The 23,967-nt window shown below is 65.8% G+C and carries 25 protein-coding genes; 12 read left to right on the top strand and 13 right to left on the bottom strand.

What is annotated here, in order from left to right; all coding sequences use genetic code 11:
* Window positions 1-147 precede the first annotated feature (147 nt).
* The 3 genes from NXY83_RS02370 (at window position 148) to NXY83_RS02360 (ending at window position 2,407) form a co-directional block, all read left to right on the top strand.
* The gene (locus NXY83_RS02370; protein ID WP_258804519.1) at window positions 148-765 is read left to right on the top strand and encodes a DUF47 domain-containing protein; all 618 of its coding nucleotides are present in this window, start codon (window positions 148-150) and stop codon (window positions 763-765) included.
* Window position 766: 1 nt separating this feature from the next.
* The gene (locus tag NXY83_RS02365; protein WP_258804518.1) at window positions 767-1,780 is read left to right on the top strand and encodes an inorganic phosphate transporter; all 1,014 of its coding nucleotides are present in this window, start codon (window positions 767-769) and stop codon (window positions 1,778-1,780) included.
* 219 nt (window positions 1,781-1,999) lie between these two features.
* Entirely contained in the window at window positions 2,000-2,407 is a 408-nt protein-coding gene (locus tag NXY83_RS02360; protein WP_258804517.1) for a hypothetical protein, read from the top strand.
* Between the two features lie 20 nt (window positions 2,408-2,427).
* Here NXY83_RS02360 and pstB read toward each other — a convergent pair whose 3' ends face one another.
* The 4 genes from pstB to pstS form a co-directional block, all read right to left on the bottom strand.
* The gene (pstB, locus tag NXY83_RS02355) at window positions 2,428-3,207 is read right to left on the bottom strand and encodes a phosphate ABC transporter ATP-binding protein PstB (protein ID WP_258804516.1); all 780 of its coding nucleotides are present in this window, start codon (window positions 3,205-3,207) and stop codon (window positions 2,428-2,430) included.
* Window positions 3,208-3,289: 82 nt separating this feature from the next.
* Window positions 3,290-4,402 carry a phosphate ABC transporter permease PstA gene (gene pstA / locus NXY83_RS02350; protein ID WP_258804515.1) on the bottom strand — a complete coding sequence of 371 codons (1,113 nt, stop codon included), beginning with the start codon at window positions 4,400-4,402 and terminating at the stop codon, window positions 3,290-3,292.
* Complete coding sequence (pstC, locus tag NXY83_RS02345) at window positions 4,403-5,335, bottom strand: phosphate ABC transporter permease subunit PstC (RefSeq protein WP_258804514.1); 933 nt, start codon at window positions 5,333-5,335, stop codon at window positions 4,403-4,405.
* Window positions 5,336-5,441: 106 nt separating this feature from the next.
* Entirely contained in the window at window positions 5,442-6,563 is a 1,122-nt protein-coding gene (gene pstS / locus NXY83_RS02340; RefSeq protein WP_258804513.1) for a phosphate ABC transporter substrate-binding protein PstS, read from the bottom strand.
* A 266-nt stretch (window positions 6,564-6,829) separates the two neighbouring features.
* Between pstS and NXY83_RS02335 the strand changes: the two genes are divergently transcribed.
* Entirely contained in the window at window positions 6,830-7,957 is a 1,128-nt protein-coding gene (locus tag NXY83_RS02335; protein WP_258804512.1) for an FUSC family protein, read from the top strand.
* Between the two features lie 218 nt (window positions 7,958-8,175).
* Window positions 8,176-9,549 carry a DNA repair protein RadA gene (gene radA, locus NXY83_RS02330; protein ID WP_258804511.1) on the top strand — a complete coding sequence of 458 codons (1,374 nt, stop codon included), beginning with the start codon at window positions 8,176-8,178 and terminating at the stop codon, window positions 9,547-9,549.
* 44 nt (window positions 9,550-9,593) lie between these two features.
* Here the strand turns inward: radA and NXY83_RS02325 are convergent, their stop codons facing one another.
* Window positions 9,594-9,863: a hypothetical protein gene (locus tag NXY83_RS02325; protein WP_258804510.1), complete on the bottom strand. Its 270-nt coding sequence runs from the start codon at window positions 9,861-9,863 to the stop codon at window positions 9,594-9,596.
* Window positions 9,864-9,981: 118 nt separating this feature from the next.
* Here NXY83_RS02325 and NXY83_RS02320 point away from each other — a divergent pair, with 118 nt between their 5' ends.
* Window positions 9,982-10,509, top strand: coding sequence for an NUDIX domain-containing protein (locus NXY83_RS02320; RefSeq protein ID WP_258804509.1), 528 nt, complete (start codon window positions 9,982-9,984; stop codon window positions 10,507-10,509).
* A 42-nt stretch (window positions 10,510-10,551) separates the two neighbouring features.
* Here NXY83_RS02320 and NXY83_RS02315 read toward each other — a convergent pair whose 3' ends face one another.
* Together NXY83_RS02315 and NXY83_RS02310 are read right to left on the bottom strand one after the other, a co-directional pair.
* Window positions 10,552-11,781, bottom strand: coding sequence for a beta-ketoacyl-[acyl-carrier-protein] synthase family protein (locus NXY83_RS02315; RefSeq protein WP_258804508.1), 1,230 nt, complete (start codon window positions 11,779-11,781; stop codon window positions 10,552-10,554).
* Window positions 11,782-11,787: 6 nt separating this feature from the next.
* Complete coding sequence (locus tag NXY83_RS02310) at window positions 11,788-13,401, bottom strand: peptide chain release factor 3 (protein WP_258804507.1); 1,614 nt, start codon at window positions 13,399-13,401, stop codon at window positions 11,788-11,790.
* Window positions 13,402-13,685: 284 nt separating this feature from the next.
* Between NXY83_RS02310 and NXY83_RS02305 the strand changes: the two genes are divergently transcribed.
* From NXY83_RS02305 to disA, 3 genes are all read left to right on the top strand, one after another.
* On the top strand, window positions 13,686-14,189 hold the full coding sequence (locus tag NXY83_RS02305) for a 2'-5' RNA ligase family protein (protein WP_258804506.1): 504 nt from the start codon (window positions 13,686-13,688) through the stop codon (window positions 14,187-14,189).
* A gap of 55 nt (window positions 14,190-14,244) precedes the next feature.
* Complete coding sequence (gene rlmN, locus NXY83_RS02300) at window positions 14,245-15,480, top strand: 23S rRNA (adenine(2503)-C(2))-methyltransferase RlmN (protein WP_258804505.1); 1,236 nt, start codon at window positions 14,245-14,247, stop codon at window positions 15,478-15,480.
* 262 nt (window positions 15,481-15,742) lie between these two features.
* Window positions 15,743-16,819, top strand: a complete 1,077-nt coding sequence (gene disA, locus NXY83_RS02295) for a DNA integrity scanning diadenylate cyclase DisA (RefSeq protein WP_258804504.1) — start codon at window positions 15,743-15,745, stop codon at window positions 16,817-16,819.
* A 24-nt stretch (window positions 16,820-16,843) separates the two neighbouring features.
* Here the strand turns inward: disA and NXY83_RS02290 are convergent, their stop codons facing one another.
* Window positions 16,844-17,524 carry a hypothetical protein gene (locus NXY83_RS02290; RefSeq protein ID WP_258804503.1) on the bottom strand — a complete coding sequence of 227 codons (681 nt, stop codon included), beginning with the start codon at window positions 17,522-17,524 and terminating at the stop codon, window positions 16,844-16,846.
* 283 nt (window positions 17,525-17,807) lie between these two features.
* Here NXY83_RS02290 and NXY83_RS02285 point away from each other — a divergent pair, with 283 nt between their 5' ends.
* From NXY83_RS02285 to NXY83_RS02275, 3 genes are all read left to right on the top strand, one after another.
* Entirely contained in the window at window positions 17,808-18,626 is an 819-nt protein-coding gene (locus NXY83_RS02285) for an A/G-specific adenine glycosylase (RefSeq protein WP_309484116.1), read from the top strand.
* A 77-nt stretch (window positions 18,627-18,703) separates the two neighbouring features.
* Window positions 18,704-19,135 (top strand): DUF3592 domain-containing protein, encoded by a 432-nt coding sequence (locus NXY83_RS02280; protein WP_258804502.1) that lies wholly within the window; start codon window positions 18,704-18,706, stop codon window positions 19,133-19,135.
* A gap of 110 nt (window positions 19,136-19,245) precedes the next feature.
* A complete protein-coding gene (locus tag NXY83_RS02275; RefSeq protein ID WP_258804501.1) occupies window positions 19,246-19,737 on the top strand; it encodes a hypothetical protein in 492 nt (163 codons plus the stop codon).
* 2 nt (window positions 19,738-19,739) lie between these two features.
* Here NXY83_RS02275 and NXY83_RS02270 read toward each other — a convergent pair whose 3' ends face one another.
* From NXY83_RS02270 to NXY83_RS02250, 5 genes are all read right to left on the bottom strand, one after another.
* Window positions 19,740-19,910 (bottom strand): hypothetical protein, encoded by a 171-nt coding sequence (locus NXY83_RS02270; RefSeq protein WP_258804500.1) that lies wholly within the window; start codon window positions 19,908-19,910, stop codon window positions 19,740-19,742.
* Between the two features lie 80 nt (window positions 19,911-19,990).
* A complete protein-coding gene (dhaM, locus tag NXY83_RS02265; protein WP_258804499.1) occupies window positions 19,991-20,680 on the bottom strand; it encodes a dihydroxyacetone kinase phosphoryl donor subunit DhaM in 690 nt (229 codons plus the stop codon).
* Entirely contained in the window at window positions 20,677-21,309 is a 633-nt protein-coding gene (gene dhaL / locus NXY83_RS02260) for a dihydroxyacetone kinase subunit DhaL (RefSeq protein ID WP_258804498.1), read from the bottom strand. The genes dhaM and dhaL overlap by 4 nt, the downstream gene beginning before the upstream one ends.
* Before the next feature lie 2 nt (window positions 21,310-21,311).
* Window positions 21,312-22,313 carry a dihydroxyacetone kinase subunit DhaK gene (gene dhaK / locus NXY83_RS02255; RefSeq protein WP_258804497.1) on the bottom strand — a complete coding sequence of 334 codons (1,002 nt, stop codon included), beginning with the start codon at window positions 22,311-22,313 and terminating at the stop codon, window positions 21,312-21,314.
* Window positions 22,314-22,523: 210 nt separating this feature from the next.
* A complete protein-coding gene (locus NXY83_RS02250; RefSeq protein WP_258804496.1) occupies window positions 22,524-23,945 on the bottom strand; it encodes an FAD-binding oxidoreductase in 1,422 nt (473 codons plus the stop codon).
* Between the last annotated feature and the right edge of the window lie 22 nt (window positions 23,946-23,967).

Here is a 23,967-nt window from a genome sequence, read left to right as displayed (position 1 = left end):
CCTTTCGGTGTTCTCCCATTTCAGGTTCTGCCTGCCATTTCTACGGCGCAGTTACGGCCCGGTAGAGTTAGCGTCAGTTGCCTGCCGGGGTCAAGTCACACGGCGGCAATCCCCGCCCTGTACTTTCCCCGGAGACCGGTAATCACTGTGAAGCTGCGCCTTTTTCCCCAGGAGCCCGCCGGGCTGACCCTCCTCGCACAGATGGCACAGCAGATCGTGCACGCCAGCGGCACTCTGGCGGAAATCCTCGGCGTCCCTGCAGCCGAGCACGGCAAGCTCGTCGAGGACATGCACAACCACGAGGCCAAGTCCGCCGAACTGCACTTCGCCCTCCTGACCCACATGCGCACCAGCTTCGTGAACCCGCTCCCCCGCGAGGACATGTACGCCCTTTCCCGCTACCTCAACGAGGCCATGGAAAAGATGGACGCCGCCGCGGAGCTCGTGGCCCTGTACAAGCTGGAGCGGCTGCCCAAGCGTGCAACTGACCAGCTGGAAATCATCAGCAGGCAGGCCGAGCTGACTGTGGAGGCCATGCGCCAGCTGAACAACCTCGATGACCTGGAGGACTACTGGATCGAAATCCTGCGCCTGGCCAAACGGGCCGAACGGACGCATCGGGTGTGGGTGGCGGACATGATCAAGGACATGAAATGGGCCCAGTATTCCCGCAACCGGGATATTGCCAACCAGCTGGTGGAGGTCACCAAGGACATGCGGCGGATTGCCACCCAGGTGGGCAGCATCATCGTCAAGGAATCCTGAGGTGACACCACTCATCTTCGGCGCGGTGGTCCTGCTGGCCGGCGGGTTTGCTTTCCTCAACGGCTTCCGCGACGCTTCCACCTCCGTGGCTGTCGCCACCCGCACCAGGGCGCTCACCCCCAGCGTCGCTGTGCTGCTGGCCGCCTTCTTCAACTTCATCGGCGCCCTGCTGAGTGCCACCCTGGCGGTGGCCGTCAGCCAGCACTGGATTACCCTGCCGCCCGGCACGGACGGCCTCAACATTGTGGTTGCCGGGCTGGCGAGCGCCTTCGCCTGGGGGCTGCTGATGTGGTGGCGCGGCATCCCCGCGTCCTCCACCCACGCCCTGGTGGGAGGCCTGGCCGGCGCGGGTCTTGCCAGCCTTGCAGTGGGTGGCACGGGCGTGGGCGGGGTGGACCAGTCACTGCTGTTCCAGGTGGTCCTCCCACTGGTCCTGTCCCCGCTGGTGGCCTACAGCGGCGCGTTCCTGCTGGTCTACCCGGCCACCTGGGCGGCCCGCCATACCCAGCCCAATGTGGTGAACCAGCGCTTCCGCCGCAGCCAGGCCATCGCGTCGGGGGCCGTCGCCTTCGGTCACGGCCTGCAGGACGGCCAGCGGATCAGCGCGGTCCTGTTGCTGTCCCTGTTGGCCGCAGGCTATTCCGACGGCGGGACCATCCCCCTGTGGGTTGCCCTGCTTTCGGCCGTGATGATCTCGGCAGGAACGCTCTTTGGCGGCTGGCGGATTTCGCAAACCATTGGGTACAAAATGACCCGTATTGATCCGCTGCGGGGCTCCGTGGCGCAGATTCTCAGCTCCGTGATGCTGCTCGTGGGCGCCATCGGGCTTCACTGGCCGCTGTCCACCACCCACACCGTCACCTCAGCCGTCCTGGGGGCGGGTGAGAACCAGCATTTCTCGGTGACCAACCGCAGGCTGGTGATCCGGATCGTGGGCCTCTGGGCGCTGACTCCGGCCGCCACAGCCGGACTGGCGTTCGTCCTGGCGCTGGCCCTCTCCCCGCTGGGCAGCTGATTTCCCCTGAGCCGCCGGCTGGAGCCGTTCTGGCTGGCACGGACGAATCTGTAGACCGGACGCACCCTGTACAGCCGAACGCCGGTGACGTAAATTCGAAAGTAGTCCCTCAGCACTGACGCCAGGGACAGCCGTCCGCCACCTTGTGCAGGGCCGCGGACGTTCGCCGCTGCAGCATACCGGCGGCCTGGATGCACAACGCGGAAAAGAGCAGGCGTCATGTCTACCTCGAATCCCCGGCGCCCCCTGCCCCAGCCACGGCAACTCCGGTGTGAGACCTGTGGGACCGAACACCAGCTGACCATCCACGCCATCACGGCAATGGGAGCCGGGGGCGGCGACCTGGTCACCGTCTCCTACACCTGCAATGAATGCAGCCTGTTCCACGAGCACCTTGCCTATGCGTCAGACGTCGCATCAGCCCTGCACCAGGTGCGCTGGATGGCGAAGGTGATCATGTTCGGAGACGACTACATCCACTGTGGTTTTCCCATGGAGGAAGCCGAGTTTGAAATTGAGCGTCTCTGCTACCGGAGCAGCAACAGTGGGAGCGGTCTAAGCGCGGTTTGCCTGCCCACGCGGGTGCTGCGCTGCCGCTGCGGGTTCCAGCTGGAGGTTCCGGAATAACGCCGGCGTGCCTTCCGGCTTTATCCGAAGCGGCCGGAGACGTAGTCCTCGGTGGCCTTCTGGATGGGGTTGCTGAAGATGGTGTGCGTGTCCCCGACTTCGATCAGCTTGCCGGGCTTGCCGGTGCCGGCGATGTTGAAGAAGGCTGTCCGGTCCGAGACGCGGGCTGCCTGCTGCATGTTGTGGGTCACGATCACCACCGTGTACTGGTCCTTGAGCTCGTTGATGAGGTCTTCAATGGCCAGCGTGGAAATGGGGTCCAGGGCGGAGCACGGCTCGTCCATGAGGATCACCTGCGGCTCCACGGCGATGGCGCGGGCGATGCAGAGGCGCTGCTGCTGGCCACCGGAGAGGCCTGAACCAGGCTTGTCCAGGCGGTCCTTGACCTCGTTCCAGAGGTTGGCGCCCTTCAGCGAGCGTTCCACCAGGACATCGGCCTCGCCCTTGGAGATCTTCTTGTTGTTCAGCTTGACGCCGGCCAGCACGTTGTCCCGGATGGACATGGTGGGGAACGGGTTGGGGCGCTGGAACACCATGCCGATCTGCGAGCGCACGGTGACAGGGTCCACGCCGGGGCCATACAGGTTGTCGCCGTCGAGCAGGACTTCGCCCTCCACCCGGGCACCGGGGAGTACCTCGTGCATGCGGTTCAGGGTCCGCAGGAACGTGGACTTTCCGCAACCCGACGGGCCAATGAACGCGGTGACGGACTTGGCTTCGATGTTGATGGTGACGTCCTCCACGGCGAGGAAATCGCCGTAGTACACGTTCAGGTCCTTGACGTCGATGCGCTTAGACATGGTGTTCCTTCACTAACTGGGTATGAATTGAAGTTTAGGTACCGGGCGGAAGAACCGGTAGGGGCTGCAGCCGGAGCCGGGGTCAGCGGCCGGCTTTGGGAGCGAAGACGCGGGCGATCAGCCGGGCCCCCAGGTTGAGGATCATCACCAGGATGATCAGCACCAGGGCCGCACCCCAGGCACGCTGGGAGGACGGGTCCGGGTTGGCCGGCGAGGTGGGGTTCAGGATCTGGGTGTAGATGAACGTGGGCAGTGACGCCATCCAGCCGCTGAACACGTTGGAGTTGATGCTGGTGGCAAAGCCTGCTGTGACCAGGATGGGAGCCGTTTCGCCGATTACCCGGGCGATAGCCAAGGTAACGCCGGATGCGATGCCGGAAATCGCCGTCGGGATGACCACCTTCACGATGGTCCGCCACTTGCGCACGCCCAGCGCGTACGCCGCCTCGCGCAGCTCGTTGGGAACGATCTTCAGCATTTCCTCGCTGGACCGCACCACCACAGGGATCATGAGCACGGAAAGCGCGACGGCGGCCACGGCGCCGGTTTTGGTGCCCGGCCCCACCACGGCGAAGAAGAAGGCCGCGGCGAACAGGCCGGCGACGATGGACGGGATGCCCGTCATGACGTCCACGAAGAAGGTGATGGCCCTGGCCAGCCGGCCGTCGTTTCCGTACTCCACGAGGTAGATGGCCGTGAGCAGTCCCACGGGTACGGAGATAGCGGTGGCCAGCAAGGTGATCTGCACGGTGCCCAGCAGGGCGTGGTAGATGCCGCCCAGCACCGGCGCACCTTCCTCAACTGCCCGGTTGTCGTAGACGCCCGTCACGCCGTTCATGGAATTGGTGAGGAACCCGGGGTTCACGAGTCCGGGCACGCCGTTGACCAGCACGGTCCAGATCACTGAGATCAGAGGGAGCAGTGCAACCAGGAAGGATCCCACCACCAGGCAGGTTGCGAGCCTGTCCTTGGCCTTGCGGGAACCTTCCACCGCCGCGCTCCAGGACACGAGGCCGACGGCGAACAGCAACGCCGAGACAATGCCCCAGCCGAAGGCGTTGAAGCCCATCAGTGCCAGGATGGCAGCACCGACAATCAAGGCTGCGGCCAGAACGATGTACGGCGCGTACTTGGGCAGCTGGCCCTTGGTGAGTGCGGAGCGCTTGCTGCGCACCGGGGTAAGCGTGGACGTCATTTAGTTGGCTCCCGAGAATTCTTTGTGCCGGGTAATGATCCAGCGCGCGACCATGTTGACGGCCAGGGTGATGACGAACAGGACCAGGCCGGCAGCGATCAAGGTGCTGACCTTGAGGCCGCTTGCCTCAGGGAAGTTCAGGGCAATCTCGGCGGCGATGGTCTGGTTGCCGGACTGGATCAGGCTGGCGGTCAGGGCGCCCGAGGAGAGCACCAGTGCCACGGCCATGGTCTCGCCGAGTGCGCGGCCGAGGCCCAGCATGACGGCGCTGATGATGCCGGGCCGGGCGAAGGGCAGGACGGACATCTTGATCATTTCCCAGCGGGTGGCGCCGAGCGCAAGCGCGGCTTCCTCATGCAGCTTGGGAGTCTGCAGGAAGATCTCCCGGGAGAGGGAAGTGATGATGGGCAGCACCATGACGGACAGGACGATGCCCGCGGTCAGGATGGTCTTGCCGGTAGCCGACGCCGGGCCCTGGAAAATGGGCAGCCAGCCCATGTTCCCAGCGAGCCAGATGTAGGCCGGCGAGATTTCCTTGGCCAGGAATGCAGCACCCCAGGCCCCGTAGATCACGGAGGGGATGGCTGCAAGCAGGTCAATCACGTAACCCAGGCCGGAAGCCAGGCGGCGCGGCGCGAAGTGCGAGATAAACAGCGCCACACCGATGGCAATCGGTGTGGCGATCACCAGGGCTATGACAGCCGCGATGAGTGTGCCGATCACAATGGGCCAGATGTAGGCGAAAAAGCCTTTGCCGCCCTGGATCTCTGAGGCAGGTGCGGTCAGGGCCGGAATTGCCTGGACCACCAGGAACAGTGCAACGCCGAAGAGGACGGCGAGGATGAGGCAACCGGCGGCCAGTGCTGCACCGGAAAAAATCTTATCTCCGGTGCGGGCGACGCCCCGATTACTGGTCAAGAGGGTGGCGGTCATTCGACGGCCCTTCGATCGTTTACTGACACTGAAAGTTGCTGCATCCAAACCGAAGTTCCCCGCACTGCCTTTCGGCAGGCGGGGAACTTCGGTTTTGGTGCGGTAATTAGGACTTTACCTTGATGGACTCGATGGCCTCGGTTGCCTTTTCAGCCAGCTCAGAGGAGAGCGGGGCGGACTTGGCGGAATCCGCGGCGGCCTGCTGGCCTTCCTCGGATACCACGTAGTTCTCGAAGGCCTTGACCAGGTCAACGGTCTCCTGGTTGTCGTAGGTTGAGCACACGATGTGGAACGACACCAGGACGATCGGGTAAGCACCCTCATTGGTGGTCGTGCGGTCCAGCTTGATGGACAGGTCATTGGCGGAACGGCCTTCAACCGGAGTGCCGGCGTCAACAGCCTTGGCGGCTGCCTCGGCGGAGATCTTGGTGAAGGTTTCACCGACCTTGATCTGCGCGACGCCCAGCGAACCGGCTACGGCCGAGTCATCAGCGTAGGTAATGGCGCCCGGCGTGTCGGTAACCGTCTTGACCACGCCGGAGGTGCCCTTGGCGTTCTCGCCCTGGAGGCTGGCCGGCCATACGCCGGAGGCCTTGTCCGTCCAGACCTCGGGGGCGGCTGCGGCCAGGTACTCAGTGAAGTTGGTGGTGGTACCGGAATCGTCGGAGCGGTTCACCGGGGTGACCTTAAGGTCCGGGAGTTCCACACCCTCGTTCAGGGCGGCGATAGCAGGATCATTCCAGTTGGCGATTTCACCACGGAAGATCTTGGCCACTGTTGCTGCGTCCAGCTTCAGGTCCTTGACTTCGGGGAGGTTGAAAGCGACGGCGATCGGGGAGATGTATACCGGAATGTTGATGGCGCCTTCCGGGCCGCACACTTCCTGGGAAGTAGCGTATTCCTCATCCTTCAGGTACGCGTCGGAGCCGGCAAACTGGGCGGATCCGTCCAGGAGGGCCTTGCGGCCTGCACCGGAGCCATCCGGGGAGTACTGCACGGTGGCGCCCTGGTTGGCAGCGGCGAATTCGGTCTTCCAGGCGTCCATTGCCGCGCCCTGCGCGGAGGAACCGATGCCGGTCAGCGTGCCGGTGACCTTCGAGCCACCGGCAGTCTGGTCGCCGGCGGGGGCGGTGTTCGTGGCGTTGTCTGAACCGCAGGAGGTAAGCGCGAGTGCGCCGGCTGCGATAACAGCGATAGCCGCGTGGCGGCCGAAGCGGAGTGCCTTCACTAGATGTACCCCTTCCAGGGTTATTCAGGTGCGGGACAGGGACGGAGAACCCTGCAGCGCGATGCGTACTTTTTGTACCTTCAACGAAGTTATGGGCTTCAGGTAACGGGATGCCCTGCCGAAGGTGAACGGAACATTAACGACGACGGACCTTTCGCTTACAACTGCCGGGTTCCCATTGCGCAGGTCACATCTCCGGCCCTAATGCGCCGGCAGCAAATTACCGGCTGCCCGGAAGGGAGCGGGCAACAAATAGACTGGTCGGCATGGCTCCCGCAGCAGGACTTTCAGCAGGCAGGCGATTCCTGCGCGGCCGTATCCGTACAGGGCTGATCCGCAGCCGGAATTCCCTTGTTCCCGCCATCCAGATGACGGTGTGTGCAGTGGGCGCGTACGCCTTCGCTGAATACGTGCTGGGCCACTCCGGGCCACTGTTCGCGGCCACCTCGTCCCTCATTGCCTTGGGTTTCTCCCATGAACCCCGGCTGCGGCGGGTGGTGGAGGTGGGCCTGGGCTGCACTATCGGCATTGCCGTGGGTGATTTGCTCCTCCACTGGCTGGGCAGCGGGATCTGGCAGGCCGCCGTCGTACTTCTTTTCTCCATCCTGCTGGCCCGCTTCCTGGACAGCGGCACCATCTTCACCACCCAACTGGGGCTGCAGTCGCTGCTGGTGGTCCTGCTCCCGGCGCCGGCCGGCGGTCCGTTCACCCGAAGTATCGATGCCATCATCGGCGGGCTGTTCGCGCTGCTGGTGACCATCCTTGTCCCCAAGGATCCGCGCCGGGAACCGCGCAGGGACGTCCAGAAGCTGCTCCACGAGCTGGCCGAAGTGCTGCGTGAATGCGCAACGGCATTGACCACCAGTGATTCCACCCAGGCCTGGCACGCGCTCATCCGCGGCAGGAACTGCCAGCCCCTGGTGGACGGCATGCGCCAGTCCCTCCGCGCTTCGGGCGAGGTGGCCACCCTGGCCCCCGCCTACCGGCGGCACCGCGACGAACTCGACCGGCTAAAACAATCGCTCGACTTCATTGACCTGGCGCTGAGGAACAGCAGGGTTTTTGCCCGCCGCCTGACCAGCGCCATCAACCATGCCGCGCTCTCGGACGAGGCCACCGGGAACATTGCTGAGGTGCTGCAGGAGACCGCTGCCGCGATTGATGAGCTGTCACTTGGGTTGGCGGAAACGCACGACGGCGTCCGCCGCGCGCACCTGCGCACGGCCCGCCGGGACTTCAGCGAGATCGCGCTCCGGCTGCATCCCAAGCTGCTGGAGGTGCAGCGGCTGGAAGGCGAAACCGTGGTAATGCTGTACCGGCCGCTGATGGTGGACCTGCTGGAAGCCACCGGCATGGATGCCCGCGAAGCGCGGGACGTGCTGCCGGCGCTATAAGTTTGCGGCGGAGCTTGCGCCCGCAGTGTCTAGGCGGGTTTGTTGATCTCCCGGCGGCGAAGGTCGTCAGCCATGCGGGCCACGTGCAAATCCTTCCCGCAGGCGATGGGCTTGGCTGCGGCGGACTGGGCCCACGCCCGCAGGATTCCCTGGCCGAGCTTGCGAGGTTAGGGTGCGGGTGGGGAGGAATGTCAGTGCCCGCCGCTAGGGTTGAACGCATGGCAACAAAGACATCCCGGACCTCCAAGGCGCCCGCCTACAAGTGCGCTGAGTGCGGCTGGACCACCGTCAAGTGGGTGGGGCGCTGCGGCGAGTGCCAGGCCTGGGGCACCGTTGAGGAAACCGGCACCGCTGTTGCGCGCACGACGGCGGCAACAACAGTTGTGGAGCCGGCCCGCCGGATTGCCGAGGTGGACGCCACCACGGCCGCCTTCCTGCCCACCGGCGTGGACGAACTGGACCGGGTGCTGGGCGGCGGACTGATTCCGGGGGCTGTGATCCTGCTCGCCGGGGAGCCCGGTGTCGGCAAATCCACCCTCCTGCTGGACGTGGCCGCCAAGTTCGCCCGGACAGCCCAGGACGTGCTGTATGTGACCGGTGAGGAATCTGCAGCCCAGGTGAAGCTGCGCGCGGAGCGGATCGACGCCGTCGCGGAGTCCCTGTACCTGTCCGCAGAAACGGACCTGGGCCAGGCGCTGGGGCAGGTGGAAAAGATCGAGCCGCGGCTCCTGATCGTGGACTCGGTCCAGACCCTTAGCAGCGCTGACGTGGACGGAAGTGCAGGAGGCGTTTCCCAGGTCCGCGAAGTGGCGGCATCCATCATCGCCGCAGCCAAGCGCCGGAACATGACCACGCTGCTGGTGGGCCACGTGACCAAGGACGGCTCCATCGCCGGCCCCCGTCTGCTGGAACACCTGGTGGACGTGGTGTGCCAGTTCGAGGGTGAACGGCATTCCCGGCTGCGGCTGCTCCGTGCCGTCAAGAACCGTTACGGCCCCACCGATGATGTGGGTTGCTTCGACCTGAACGAGAACGGCATTGAAGGGCTGGCAGATCCCAGCGGGCTGTTCGTCAGCCGCACCAAGGATCCGGTCTCCGGGACCTGCATCACTGTCACCATGGAAGGCCGGCGGCCGCTGCTTGCGGAAGTGCAGGCGCTGCTCGCCGAGAGCCCCAACTCGCAGCCGCGTCGGGCCACCAGCGGCCTGGACAGTTCCCGGGTCTCCATGCTGCTGGCCGTTTTGCAGCAGCGTGCCGGAACCCTGCTGCACAAGGACGACTCGTACGTGGCCACCGTGGGTGGGGTGAAGCTTAGTGAGCCAGCCACGGACCTTGCAGTTGCCCTGGCCGTCGCGTCAGCCAAGGCGCGCAAACCGCTGCCTATCCGGCTGATTGCCTTCGGTGAGGTGGGGCTGGCGGGCGAGGTCCGGCCGGTGCCCGGCATTAACCAGCGCATCCAGGAAGCCCACCGGCTCGGTTTCACCCACGCCGTGGTCCCGGCCAGCCACACAGGACCGGGGCCCGTGCCCGCCGGTTTTTCGGTCCGGGAAGTGGAGCACCTGACGGAAGCGCTGAGCCTGTTGATTGGCTAGCACCGGCCTGATTGACAGCGTGCGCTGACCGCGGGGCCCGGGCCCTACGGGTGCCGCGGCAGCTGGCCCGGTTCGTCCCGGTGGGAGTTGAAGAGCCAGCCGGACACGTCGCTGCGCAGCGCCAGCAGCGGGCCTCCCGTGGCACTCACGTTTCCCGTGGGGACGTAGTACCCGCGCCCGGAGCCGGGACCGCCGGCCGCCCGGTCCAAGGCATCCAGCAGGTGCCTGGGCAGGTGGCCCTGCGGGCCAAGGCTGCGAAGCTCATCAAGTTCTTCCGGCGTCAGCCGCCCCAAAACCTCAGCAATATTGGCCATGACGGGTCCCTTCGAGCAAAGTGCCTGAAGGAATAACCTAAAGCAGTGCCGTGAACTGCGGGTTAACGCGGGACGGCGAAATCAATTCTTTTGAAATGCGGCTGAAAGTGGAGGACATATGCCGGTTCGAAGTGCAGGAATCCTTCTGTACAGGCTGGGAACCGGCAGTACGTCAGCGACTGTCAGCAGGCAGCACGCGGGAAACGTGTCCGCTGAACCGGACGGGCTGGAGGTGTGGATTGCGCACATGGGCGGGCCGTTCTGGGCCCGCAAGGATGCCCACGCCTGGTCCATTCCGAAAGGCGAGTACAGGGAGGACGAAGATCCGCTGGCGGCCGCACTCCGCGAATTCTCCGAGGAGATGGGGACTCCCGCACCGGCCGCCGACTACCTTCACCTCGGCGAATTCCGCCAACCGTCCCGAAAGATCATCACTGTCTACGCGGCGGAGCAGGACTTCCTGCCCGAATGGATCGTCAGCAATACCTTCCCGCTCGAGTGGCCCAAGGGGTCCGGCAAAATCCAGCACTACCCCGAAATTGACGACGCGCGCTGGTTTTCTGAACGGGAGGCAAGGCTCAAGCTGGTGAAAGGCCAGCTGCCGGTCCTTGATGCCCTGGCCCGGCATGTCCGCGGGGTTTCATGACTACCCCTGGGGCTGGCTTTCTTCTGCTTACACGGCCGAGGGCTACTCGCCGGTGATCACCAAAGCAACGCTGTGTCCACCAAAGCCGAACGCGTTCACCAGCCCTGCCCGGGAGTGCCCCGCAGGCAAGGCGTGCGCGTGCTCGGTGACCACGTTGAGGTCCACTTCGGGGTCCTGTGCGTCGACGTTCAGGGTGCCGGGGAGCTGCCCGGTGCGCAGGGCCTCGAGGACCACCACTGCGGCCAGCGCACCGGCCCCGCCCAGCAGGTGGCCGGTGTGTCCCTTGGTGGAGGTCACGGGCACGTCGGCACCGAAGATTGCGTTGATGGCCTGGCCTTCGAGCCGGTCCCCAACGGGCGTGGAGGTGGCGTGGGCGTGGACGAAGCCGATCTCCGCGGGCTCCATCGCGGCCGACTCCAGTGCTTTCTGCATGACGCGCCGCTGCATGGCGGGATCTGCTGCAACGATGTCGTTGGCGTCTGAGGTTACCGCTCCCCCGGCCACGGCTCCGAGCACTGCTGCGCCGCGTGCGCGGGCGTGCTCTTCACTTTCGAGCACCACCACGCCGGCTCCCTCTGAGAGCACAAAGCCGTCCCTGCCGCCGTCGAACGGGCGCGATGCCCGCTGCGGGTCATCTGAGCGGGTGGAGAGTGCACGGATCTGGGAAAAGCCGGTGATCACCAAGTCATTCACGGAGGCGTCAACACCGCCGGCAATGACCATGTCGGCAGCGCCGGAGCGGATCATCTCGGCTGCCTGGACAATGGCTTCGGCTCCGGAAGCGCAGGCGCTGACCGGCGTGCGGGCGCCGCCGCGGGCGCCCAGGTCGATGGACACCCAGGCAGCGGGTCCGTTGACCATGAGGCGGGTCAGGGTGTGGGGCGAGACCTTGCGGGGACCGGATTCGGCCAGGGCGCGGTCTTGTTCCAGGGTGGAGCCCAGGCCACCGTAGGCGGAGCCGATGACTACGGCGAAGCGTTCGGGGTCCACCTCGGGGGCGCCGGCCTGTTTCCACGCTTCCCGTGCCGCGATGAGCGCCAGCTGGCCGCAGCGGTCCATCCGCTTCATCTCGCGGGTGCTGAGGTGCTCCGAGAGGTCAGCCTTGACCTGTCCGGCCATCTTCACGGGCAGCTGTTCCGCCCACTCCTCCTTGAGGACGGCGATGCCGGACTTGCCCGCCAGAAGGGCGGACCAGGTTTCGGGCACGGAAGACCCAACAGGGTTGATGGTCCCGACGCCGGTGACCAGCGCGCGTGGTTGTGATGCAGTCATGTCGCCCTACTTCGCTGGGTTGTGGGTGCCGATGGGCATGAGGGTGAGGTCCGGGTGGTTCTTTTCGATCCGCCGCAGCGCCCAGACATCGTTGAACAGGGCGAGGTATTCGCCGTCGGACCGCAAAAGCACCTCGGCGCCCGGTACGTTTGCGAGCGCAGGCATGGCATCCGCCGTCGAAATCCTGGCCAGCGAGTAGGGCAGGCGTTCCAGGCGCATGGGGGCACTGAAGTCGTGGGCCATGCGGTCCTCCACCACTTCGAACTGCATGGGGCCGACGGCGGCAAGCACCGGCGCCTGGTCACCGCGGACGTCGGAGCGGAGCACCTGGATGACGCCCTCATGCTCCAGCTGCTCAATGCCGCGGCGGAACTGCTTGAACTTGCTGGGGTCCTTGGAGCGCGCAACCTGGAAGTGCTCGGGGGCGAACAACGGGATGGCGGGGTATTCCACGGAATCTTCCAGGAACAGGCTGTCGCCGACACGCAGGGAGGAGGCATTGACCAGGCCCACGACGTCGCCCGGGTAGGCCTCGTCGATGACTTCGCGTTCGCGGCCGAACACCTGCTGGGCGTACTTGGTGGCGAAGGACTTGCCGGTGCGGGTCTGGGTGACCACCATGCCGCGTTCGAAGACGCCGGAGCAGACGCGGATGAAGGCCACATGGTCGCGGTGTGCCTTGTTCATGCCGGCCTGGACCTTGAACACGAAGCCTGAGAACGGGGATTCGACGGCCCGGGGGTTGCCGTCCACATCCGGACGGGGCGCTGCAGGCGGAGCGAAGTCCACCAGCGCGTCCAGCAGTTCCTTGACGCCGAAGTTGAGCGCGGCGGAGCTGAACAGGATGGGGGTGGCCTTGCCGGCATGGAAGGCGTCGACGTCGAACTCCAGGTTCGATTCGATCACCAGGCCTGCCTCATCCACGGCGTCCGTCCAGTTGCTGCCCTGGCTCTCTGCCGCTTCCTCCGGGGTGAAGTATTCCGTGAGGGCGATCTGCGCGCCGGCATTGTTGCGCTGGAACCGGGCGAAGCGGTCATTGCGGAGGTCCCACACGCCGCGGAAATCGCCGGAGATGCCCACGGCCCAGGTCAAGGGCATGGGCTGCAGGCCCGTGCGCTCGGTGATTTCATCCATCAGGGCCAGCGCGTCCAGGCCCGGACGGTCCCACTTGTTGATGACGGTGATGATGGGAAGGTTGCGCTGCTTGCAGACCTCGAACAGTTTCATGGTCTGGGTTTCCAAGCCCTTGGCGGCGTCCACCAGCATCACGGCGCAGTCAACGGCAGCCAGCACGCGATAGGTGTCTTCGGAGAAGTCGGCGTGGCCGGGGGTGTCGAGCAGGTTGATGACGGTGTCCCGGTAGGAGAACTGCAGCGCCGCGGAGCTGATGGAGATGCCGCGGTCCTTTTCCATCTGCATCCAGTCCGAGACGGTTTCCTTGCGGTTGGCCTTGCCGCTGGAGGCACCGGCGGTACCGATCACCTTCGCGTGCAGGGCAAGCGCCTCGGTCAGCGTGGACTTGCCGGCGTCGGGGTGCGAGATGACAGCAAAGGTCCGACGGCGGCCTGCCTCTTTGTGAATCGCCGAGATCCGGGCGGGGGTCAGGACATCTTGGGACACGGTGCTACTTTCGCTGCGGGTGGGACTGCCCAGGCGCCTTACGGACACTGCACGCCGGGCGCTGCGGCCGTGGGGCCGGGAATCGGGCTGGCGGAAAGCCAAGTTCCAGTTTATCGCAACACGGCAATTCCACGGGGCCCGACTAACCCCGCCGAAACCAGCAGTTCAAAGCCGCGAAATGAGTGCCCGCTACCGTGGCCGCATGATGACGCCTGGCAACTCCTGCGGCAGTTCCAAGTCCCGCAGGGAAGGAAACTGATCAACCCGAGCGGCATGATGGGAGCATGCGCAGTATCGAGTTGACGTTTGAGGACGCTACCGATGCGCGCATCAGGTCGGATTGGGCCGCGCTCGCCGACGCGGGGGTGCCGAGCCTGGCGGGACATACCGGACCCAGCAACCGTCCGCACGTCACCCTTGCAGCTGGTCCCGGCCTGCAGCTTTCCGGCGAAGTCCAGGACATTTTGCGGATGCTGCCGGTCCGGATCGGGTTTTCCGGTGCCCTCGTCTTTCCCGGGGGTCCCGGAAAGTACGTCCTCGCGAGGTCGATCATGCTGACGCAGCAGCTTCTGGAACTGCACCGCCTCGTCCACAAGGAGGCCGCCGGCGCCCTGCCCCTCACCCTGCCGGATGCGTGGACACCCCACGTCACCCTCGCCCGCCGCGTCCCCCACCACCTCCTTGGCAAGGCGGTGGACCTGCTGGACCTGAGGCTGGAGGGCATGTGCGCCCATGCCAGGTTGTGGGACAGCGGTACGAGGACCGTCACGCCGCTGGGAAACACTTAGCACAGCCCTTCCAGTAGCACCATCAGTGGTTACCCGGCATGGGATGATGGAGGGGATGACTTCCCCCACTTCTTCCACTGATACTCCCGTTCGCGCCAGCCGAGAGGCAACTGAGAGCACCCGCCCGCAGGTCCGCCCCACTGCGGAGGGCTGGGAGCAGGCGCGTACCGTCGAGGGCAGGCCGCTGCTCCAGTTCGCGTCCCCGCGGGTGAAGCAGCCGCCGACACATCTGGCCGACCTGAACCTGGCCGAGCGCGGCGCAAAGGTGAAGGAGCTTGGCCTTCCTGCCTTCCGGGCGAAGCAGCTCTCCACGCACTATTTCCAGCACTGGACCGTGGACCCGGACGCCATGAGCGACCTGCCCAAGGCCGGCCGTGAGGAACTCGTTTCCCAGATGTTCCCACCGCTGCTCACCGAGGTCCGCCGCCAACGCAGCGACAAGGGGGACACCATCAAGTTCCTCTGGCGGCTGTTCGATGGTGCGCTGGTCGAGTCCGTGCTGATGCGCTACCCCGGCCGCATTACTCTCTGCATCTCCTCGCAGGCCGGCTGTGGAATGAACTGCCCCTTCTGCGCTACCGGCCAGGCCGGGCTTACCCGCAACATGTCCACGGCGGAGATCGTTGATCAGGTTGTCGCTGCGAACCGGGTGGTAGCAGCCGGTGAGCTGGGCCCGAAGGAGCACGACGACGAGCGGGTCAGCAACATCGTCTTCATGGGCATGGGCGAGCCGCTGGCCAACTACAAGCGCGTGATGGCCGCCCTCCACCGCTTCGTGGACCCCGCGCCCGAGGGCCTGGGCATGTCTGCCCGGAACATCACTGTCTCGACGGTCGGCCTCGTCCCCGCCATCCGCAAGCTTGCGGACGAGGACCTGCCGGTCACCTTCGCGCTGTCCCTGCACGCTCCCGACGACGAGCTCCGCGACGAACTGATCCCGGTCAACAACCGCTGGAAGGTGGACGAAGCGCTCGACGCGGCCTACGACTACTACCGCAAGACGGGCCGCAGGGTCAGCATCGAGTACGCGATGATCAAGGACATGAACGACCACCCCTGGCGTGCAGACCTGCTGGCTAAGAAGCTCAACCAGCGCGGCCGCGGCTGGGTGCACGTGAATCCGATCCCACTCAACCCGACCCCAGGCTCCATCTGGACCGCCTCGGACAAGCCGGTGGAGCAGGAGTTCATCGCGCGGCTCCGCGCCGCGGGGGTTCCCTGCACGCTGCGCGATACGCGCGGCAAGGAGATCGACGGGGCCTGCGGCCAGCTTGCCGCTGCCGAGGACTAACTGCGGCCCAAAGCACCGAGGGCATGCCAAGCGTGAAAAAGTGGGCCAAAGTGCCCACCCGGCAACCCGCCGTTCAACCCGCTTCCTGTACCTTCCCCGGAACCCCCTAATGGGCCACTTTGGGGCTTGCCCGTGCGGAAGTTGGAGTTTCTTACCCCTATCATTGAGCTTGCGGGAAACTGAGTACTTTCAGGTCCTGCCGGCCAAGCAGTAAAGCCGGCATTCTTGCGGGCGGCGGTCCGCACCTTTGAAGGGAACACCTATGGCGCGGAGCCCCGAAGAATCACTCAGGGCAACTCTGGGCAGGGTGGCACCCGGAACTCCCCTGCGCGACGGACTCGAGCGGATCCTGCGCGGACGCACCGGGGCGCTGATTGTTCTGGGCTCGGACCGGACCATAGACTCCATCTGTTCCGGCGGGTTCGACATCGGCATCGACTTCTCCCCGACCCGCCTCCGCGAACTCGCCAAGATGGACGGCGCCATCATCTGCGACAAGGACGCCGGAAACATCCTCCGTGCCGCCGTCCAACTCGTCCCGGATTCCAGCATCGAAACCCAGGAGTCCGGCACCCGGCACCGCACCGCAGAGCGCGTGGCCATCCAGACCGGCGTTCCGGTCATCTCGGTCAGCCAGTCCATGCAGATCATCGCCCTTTACGTGAACGGCCTGCGCCACGTGCTGGAAGGATCGGAAAAGGTCCTTGCCCGCGCCAACCAGGCGCTGGCGACCCTGGAGCGCTACCGCTCCCGGCTGGACCAGGTCACCAGCTCGCTCTCCGCCCTCGAAATCGAGGCGATGGTGACGGTCCGCGACGTCGCGGTCACCCTGCAGCGGCAGGAAATGGTCCGGCGCATTTCGGAGGAAATTTCCCAGTACGTGCTGGAACTTGGCGAGGACGGCCGCCTGCTCTCGCTGCAGCTCGACGAACTGACCGTGGGCCGCGGTCCCGGCAGCGACGTGATCATCCGTGACTACGCCAGCCCGAACGCGTCCGCCGAGGACATCGACAAGGCCGTCAGCGAGCTGATGAACCTCGGACCCACCGAGCTGATCGACCTCGGAAAGATCTCGGGAATCGTAGGGTTCGCGGGCGGTGAAGCCAACCTCGACGCCGTCGTCCAGCCACGCGGTTACCGCCTGCTGTCCGGCCTGAAGGCAGTGCCCAAGGCCGTCGCAGACCGCCTTGTTGACCACTTCGGCGGGCTGCAGTTCCTGATGGCCGCCACCATCGACGACCTGATGACGGTGGACGGCATCGGCGATCAGCGCGCCCGGACCGTCCGCGAAGGCCTCAGCCGCATGGCGGAAGCAAGCCTGCTGGACCGATTCCTCTAAGGCCTGGAATTCCAGGCAAAAGCCTCAGTTCAGCTGGAAGACAGCCTTGGGACTGGCCTTCGAGCCGAGCTTTGCAGTGAAAATGTAGTACGCCCCGCCGCCGCCTGGCTTGGACTCAACGGCCTGGCAGCCCTCCACGGTCCGGTTCCGCGACCACGGAAAGTTGGCCGTCTCGCTTGCTCCGGGAGCGATGACCTTCACCAGGTCCTCGCTGGTGGCCTGGCAATCCCGGGACGAGAAGATGCGGTCCGGGCCACTGGTGACCAGGAATTCCATCTGGGAGGTTCCGATGTTGACCTCGCACGGCATGGTGCCGCCGTTGGTCACCTTCAGGGTGAGCAACGGGTTTTCCTCCGGACCGTACGCAGCTTTGTCCGTGGACGCGGAGACGGTCACCAGGTTCTGGTTGCAGCCGGGTGTCGCGGAAGGGGTGGGCGTGGCCGAGGGAGCAGACGGCTCGGGCGTGGCCGTCGGAGGCTGGGAGGGAGCAGGGCTGCTTGCCGGATCCGTAGAGGAGGCCTGTTCGGACCCGGAAAACGCGCCGGCCAGGGCGAACCCGCTCACCACCAGCGCGATGACCATCAGCAGGGCGCCACCTGCGAACAGCCGGCGCCGGCGGTAGACGGCAGGGCTGGGCTTCCGGACGCTGCTGGAGCCGGATGACGATGCTTTGCCGCGTGCTGGTGAATCCCCTTGCCTGCCCATCCTCCTAGGCTAGAGAAGCACTCCGGATCTGCCCTGCCACCACGCCGCCGGGCAGTCATCGCTCTGGTCACATCCTGTTTTCAGCCTCCCGGAACACATCCATTACAGTGTTGGGATCGACACTAAGACTCCTTCCCCAGCCGCGCCCGCAGCCCTGCCGGCCAATGGCGCGGAGCTCCAGCAGCTGCACACCAGGATCAATGGCTGGTTCGCCGAAACCGCCCGGGACCTGCCCTGGCGTGAAGCCTCCTGCTCCCCCTGGGGCGTGCTGGTCAGTGAAATCATGCTCCAGCAGACGCCCGTGGTCCGGGTCCTGCCCGTCTGGCACGAATGGCTCAGGCGCTGGCCCACCCCTGCAGGACTGGCAGGTGAACCTGCCGGGGAGGCAGTCCGTTCGTGGGGAAGGCTGGGCTATCCCCGCCGCGCCCTGCGGCTGCATGCGGCCGCAGGCGCCATCATCCAGGACCACGGCGGAAAGGTCCCGGACACCTACGCCGAGCTGCTGGCGCTTCCCGGAGTGGGAAGTTATACGGCCGCGGCCGTCGCCGCGTTCGCCTACGGCCGCCGGGAGACGGTGGTGGACACCAACATCCGCCGCGTACACGCCCGGCTGGTCTCCGGCGTCGCGCTTCCTGCCCCGGCGTTGACGGCCGCGGAGATGCGCCTGGCCGCCTCGCTTCTCCCCGACGACGATGCCACCTCCGTGGGCTGGAATGCCGCGGTCATGGAACTGGGCGCCGTGGTGTGCACGGCCCGTGCACCCAAGTGCACTGCCTGCCCGGTCAAGGACTCCTGCGCCTGGCTGGCGGCAGGTGAGCCGCCGCCGTCGTACGTCCCCAAAGGCCAGGCCTGGCACGGCACCGACCGCCAGGTCCGGGGAGCCGTGGTGGCGGTGCTGCGCCTGGCGGAAAGTCCTGTGCCGCCGGAAATGTTCAGCAATGAGCCCGCTGACCTGGGCTTTGCTCCGGAGGGAATCGGAGTTCCGCTGGCAGCCCTGCACCGGCTGAACCCGCCGCCTGAACAGTTGGAACGGTCGCTGGCTGGGCTGCTCGCCGATGGACTGGCCGAACTGCACGACGGCGGATACCAGCTCCCGGCCTGACCCGCCACAAATGTGTTGATGAAGCGGCGTCTATACCGTGGATGGCATACTTTTGGTGACTGGGACCGGGGGAAGCCATGAGAATTGTTCTGTACATCGTGTGGGCGCTGTTCGTAGCTGCCGCCGTGTTCGCACTTATCCACGCCATGCGAAAGACCAGGCGCCAGGAGCAGCTGATGGCGGACTGGCCGAAGGCGCAGGCAGCAGTGACCGGCAGCGTGGCGGGGTGGACAAGCGGTGGCGGCGGCTCCAGCCGCAGCCGGCGATTCTTCCCCACCTATCAGTTCACCGACTCCCAGGGCACGCTGTTCATGGGCAAGTCCGAGATCTCCCTGGCCGCCGAGCCGGTTCCCGGTTCGCTCATTGAGGTGGCCTACAACCCGGCAAACCCCAACGAGTCGCTCCAGGTGTCCTCGACCCCGCGGACCGGCATGGGATGCCTGATCCCGTTCTTCGCTGTCTTCGCCGTCGCCCTGTTCTGGTTCATCAGCATCTTCCCGCTCGGCTAAAGCGGCTTTTCGATCTCCTCTGGCAGCCACCCGAGCCGCAACCATAACAATGCCGGTATCACTTTTGCCTTGGCCGGGGCTCTTTTTCGGCCCCGGTCCTACGCTGAAGTATGCGCAAGCCGGGGCTGCTTCTGGCATTAATCACGACGGCGGGCCTTGCCTCCGCGTGCGGCCCGGGATCCGGTGCGGTCCCCTGCCCGGCCATCGCCCAGGCAACGGCAGTTTCCGTAACTGTCACGGCGGACTACGCGCCGCACGTCGGGGCCCTGCACCTGAAGGCGTGCCAGGAGGGCGCGTGCAAGGAAGCCGGTGTGGAGCTGCACCCGGGAAGCGCCTCCATTGACCAGGGCTGCACTCCGGACGGGGTTTGCTCGGCAACAGCATCACCGGACGGGACGAAAGTGGGAAGCCTGATGCTGGAAACCCTGACGGAATCACCCATGACAGTAACTGCTTCCGGAACCGCCGCCGACGGGTCCGCCCTGCCTGTCCGAACCCTTGATTTCCGCCCCCGGGGTGAATACCCCTTCGGTGAGCAGTGCGGGAGGTTCGTCAGCGCTTCCGTAGAACTGGACGCCCAGGGCCTGCGCGAACGGATCTGAACCTAGAACAACGCGGGCTGGCTGAAGCTGCTCCCGCTGCAAGGGGCGGGGCTTCCTGCCCCGGATCCAGGCCGCCACTCCAGGCCAAGGTCGGCAAGCAGCTCCTCAACTGACATCTGCCCGTCCAGCACTTCGATTTCCGGGGAGTTGCCTTCGAGGTCGAGCCGTTCCATGGCATCGAGCTTATTCGCAGGTGCCTCCAATGAAGTTCTGAACACACCGCGGTGCCGGGATTGGGACTGTGGTGGGTCTTCTAGGGCTCGCCGAAACCCGCCTGCACCAGCCCGCCCACGTAGTTCACCGCACGTTCGGCGTCTGCGCCCCGGGCTTCAACCCGCAGCAACGATCCTTTGCCGGCGGCCAGCGTCATCAGGGACGTCATGGATGCGCCGTCCACCCCGTTGATGGTGACTTCGGCATCGAGCGAGGAAAGCCCGCCGGCGATCTTTGCCGCCGGCCGAGCGTGCATGCCCGCCTGGTTGATCAGCTCAAACTCACCGGTGCACTCAGGGCCCTGGCCAGAGACTTCATCCACAACCTGCCGGGGCGGAATGTCATGAGCCTGGACCGTGCCACCTGCAGCCTCGGCGGCGCGCTTGACCGCGTGGACGTCCGCTCCGCCCTGGGCGGCGACGGACGCCGCCACGAGGCCCTCCACCAGCGGCGCGTCGGCAATGACAATGTCGGCCGGACTGTCCGCGAACTCCAGCGCGGATTCCGCCGTCATCACCGCTGAACCCAAGTCCGTGAGGATCACCGCGCCGTCGGCACCGGCGGCCCGGTCCAGGGCGGCCAGCACTTTTTCCAGGCTGGTGCCGATCCTGCCGTCGGTGGTGCCGCCCGCTGCCAGGATGACGACGTCGGGCGCCATCTGGGCGGCAAGTTCCGTGGCGCCGTCGGCAATCTTTTCGCTATGGGAGACCACCACAATGCTGACGGTCACGCAGCCGCCCCTACGGCTGCCCGGAGAATCAGCGCGCTGGAGGCTGCACCCGGATCCCTGTGCCCGATGCTCCGCTCGCCCAGGTAACTCGCGCGGCCCTTCCGCGCCACCAGCGGATCGGTTGCCGCAGCCCCGGCCTCGGCCGCCTCCGCCGCAGCCACCAGGACCGTGAGGATCTCTGGGCTGGCCTCGTCCGCGGCGGCTTTCGCGGCCTCGGCCGCCGGCGTCCAGGCGTCCACCATGGTTTTGTCTCCGGGCTCCGCCTTGCCGCGGGCCACAATGCCGTCCCGGGCGGCAGCCAGGGCATCGGCCCAAGCGGCCGGATCAATCTCCGCCGAATCGCCCACCGCAGTGGCCGCCCGGAGAAACGCTGTGCCGTAAAGGGGGCCGGCGGCACCGCCCACCTTGGACATCAGGGTCATTGCCGTCAGCTTCAGGACTGCGCCGGGGGTCTCCGGGGCAGCTTCAGCCAGTTTGTCCAGGACCGCCTGGAATCCCCGGTCCATGTTTTCACCATGGTCCGAGTCGCCGATGGCACGGTCCAGTTCAATCAGCTCCAGCCGGTGTTCCGCCATGGCCTGTGCACACAGGGTCAGCCACTTCATAGCCCAGTTGACATCCAAAAGCACGGCTACACACCCCAGCGGAGGGCTGCTGTGTGCACGGGCGCATCCCACAGTTCCGTCAGTTCGTCGTCCAGCCGAAGCACTGAGATGGAGCAGCCCTGCATTTCCAGGGCCGTGATGTAGTTTCCCACCAAGGAGCGTTCCACCGTGGCTCCCCTGTCCGCCAGGACCTGGGCAGCACGCCGGAACACGATGTACAGCTCGCTCAGCGGGGTGCCGCCCATCCCGTTGACGAAAAGCAGCAGCCTGTCCCCTGACCTCACGTTCAGGTCGGTAAGGACCGGCTCCAGGAGGCGGTCGGTGATGCCGTCGGCATTTTCCATCGCAATGCGGTGGCGCCCCGGTTCCCCGTGGATTCCGATGCCGATCTCGATTTCGTCCTCGGCGAGGTCGAAGCTGGGTGAGCCGGCGTGGGGAACGGTGCAGGCGGAGAGCGCCACGCCCATCGTGCGGACGTTCACGTTGACCCGCTCGCCGATGCCCGCGACGGCCTCCAGGTCGTCTCCCCGTTCTGCGGCGGCACCGGCAATTTTCTCCACCAGCACGGTGCCGCCTACGCCCCGGCGCCCCGCGGTGTACAGGGAGTCCTCGACGGCCACGTCGTCGTTGACGAGGATGGTGCGGACGCTGACGCCTTCCGCTTCGGCCAGCTCGGCCGCTGTCTCGAAGTTCAGGACGTCACCTGTGTAGTTCTTGACGATATGTACGACGCCGGCGCCTGAGTCAACGGCGAGGGTTGCGGGAAGGATCTGGTCCGGCGTGGGCGAGGTGAACACCGCCCCCGGGACGGCGGCGTCGAGCATTCCCAGCCCCACAAAGCCGGCGTGCAGCGGCTCATGGCCGCTGCCGCCGCCGGACACCATCCCTACTTTTCCGTTCACCGGCGCGTCTTTTCGGGTGATGTACGTAGGGTCGGTGCTGACCGTGACAAGGCCTGCGTGCGCAAGGCCAAAGCCCTCGACAGCTTCTTGGACGACAGACCGGGGATCGTTGATGAGTTTCTTCATTTGGCGGTGCTCCTGGCTGTGTTCCTGGAGGTGTCCCTTTGACCCTACTACCGGCGTAGCGGGCAACGGTAGGGTTTCCGCTGGTCGGGGGCAGACGCAGCAAAGGGACAGCCCCCAATGACTGTCCCTTTCCTGAGGCCCCCCATTCCCGGCCTCGCCTAATTTATCCATCAATTCGAATAAAACCAATGCGACGTGGATGTGACGGTGTCAGGCAACCACCGCAGCCGCCTCCGGCAGCAGGGGAAGGACGGCGTGGCCGTGGCGGAACAGGTTCTTCGGATCGAGTTCCGCCTTGGCAGCACTCATTCTTTCCCTGGCTTCCTCAGGCCAGGCGCTCACGGCAAGCTCGGGTGAGGCCAGGTGCCCGTGCAGGTTCACCAGGCTCCCGCCGGTGCCGCACGGCTTCAGTGCGGTTCGGGCTCCCTCAATCGCGTCCGCGACCAGTTCTGCAATGGGTGGAGCCATGATGCCTACGGTGAAGAAGGAGAGGCCGGCGTCGCGGCCACCCAGGCAGTCCGCCCCGGGGGCATTGCCGGTGAGCGGGTCCGCGAGCGCGCCGCCCATCAGGCGAATTTCGGTCAGCAGGAGCGGGGCCCGACTCTCCGGGCCGGCAAGGTCGAGCAGTACATCCTCCAGTCCGGGCCCGAAGCCTTTCAGGAGCATGCCACCCTCCCGCACGGGCACGGGATGCTGCGGATCCGCATGGATCTCATCCACCCGGTTGTACGGGAGCGGCCCCGCGGTGTCCACCAGAACCGGCGCAGCTGCCCGCATCGGAGCAAGAAGGGCCGAGCCCTCCGCTTCGCTGCCCTGCCAGGCGAACCGCAGGTGCATCACGAACTTGCCGCGCAGGAATCCGGGCACCTCCTCCAAGTCGGGCAGCCGCAGGAATGCCAGCGATGCAGACGCGCCCGATGGGAGATCCTGGGTCCAGTTCCGGAAACTGGCCAGGACGTCCCTGGCGTGCGCGCCCTCGTAGAAGACGCCTCCGGCGTACAGTTCGGCGGCCGGGAAGAGGTAGAACTCCATGGCGGTGACGGTGCCGGGGTTGCCCTTGCCGCCGCGGAGCAGGGAGAACAGGCTCGGATCGCTCACGGCGTCCACCCGGCGCAGCTCACCGTCCGGAGTCACCAGGTCGAAGGCCAGGACGTGGTCGGAGGCGAAACCGTACTTGCGCCCCAGGAGCGGCAGTCCGCCGCCAAGGGTGTAGCCAACCACCCCTACATCAGTGGTGGATCCGTGCAGCCCCGTCAACCCGTGCGGTGCAGCGGCGTGGAGGACGTCGCGCCAGCGGACACCAGCGCCCACACGGGCAGTTTGCTCCTCCGGGTCAATGGACAGCTCCATCATGTAGCGGGTGCTGATAAGGAGCCCGTCGGCGATGGCATTGGCGGCGCCGTGGCCGGTGGATTGAACGGAGATGGACATGTTGCGGGCGGAGGCCCACCTGACGGCAGCCACGACGTCGTCGGCGTTGACTGCGGTTAGAACCAGATCCGGGGTGTGCCGGGTAGCGAGGTTGAAGGCTGCGGCTTCTGATTCATAGGACGCGTCGCCGGGGGCATAAACCAGCCCGCGGACAAGGAGCTGCAGTTCGGTTTTTGCCGCATGGATAGGGAGGGTTTGCATTTCTGGCTTTCACTAGTCGGGT

Source organism: Pseudarthrobacter sp. NS4 (genome assembly GCF_024758005.1).
GTDB lineage: Bacteria > Actinomycetota > Actinomycetes > Actinomycetales > Micrococcaceae > Arthrobacter.
The sequence above is the reverse complement of the archived record's forward strand: the minus strand, read 5'-3'. Positions and strand labels throughout refer to the sequence as shown.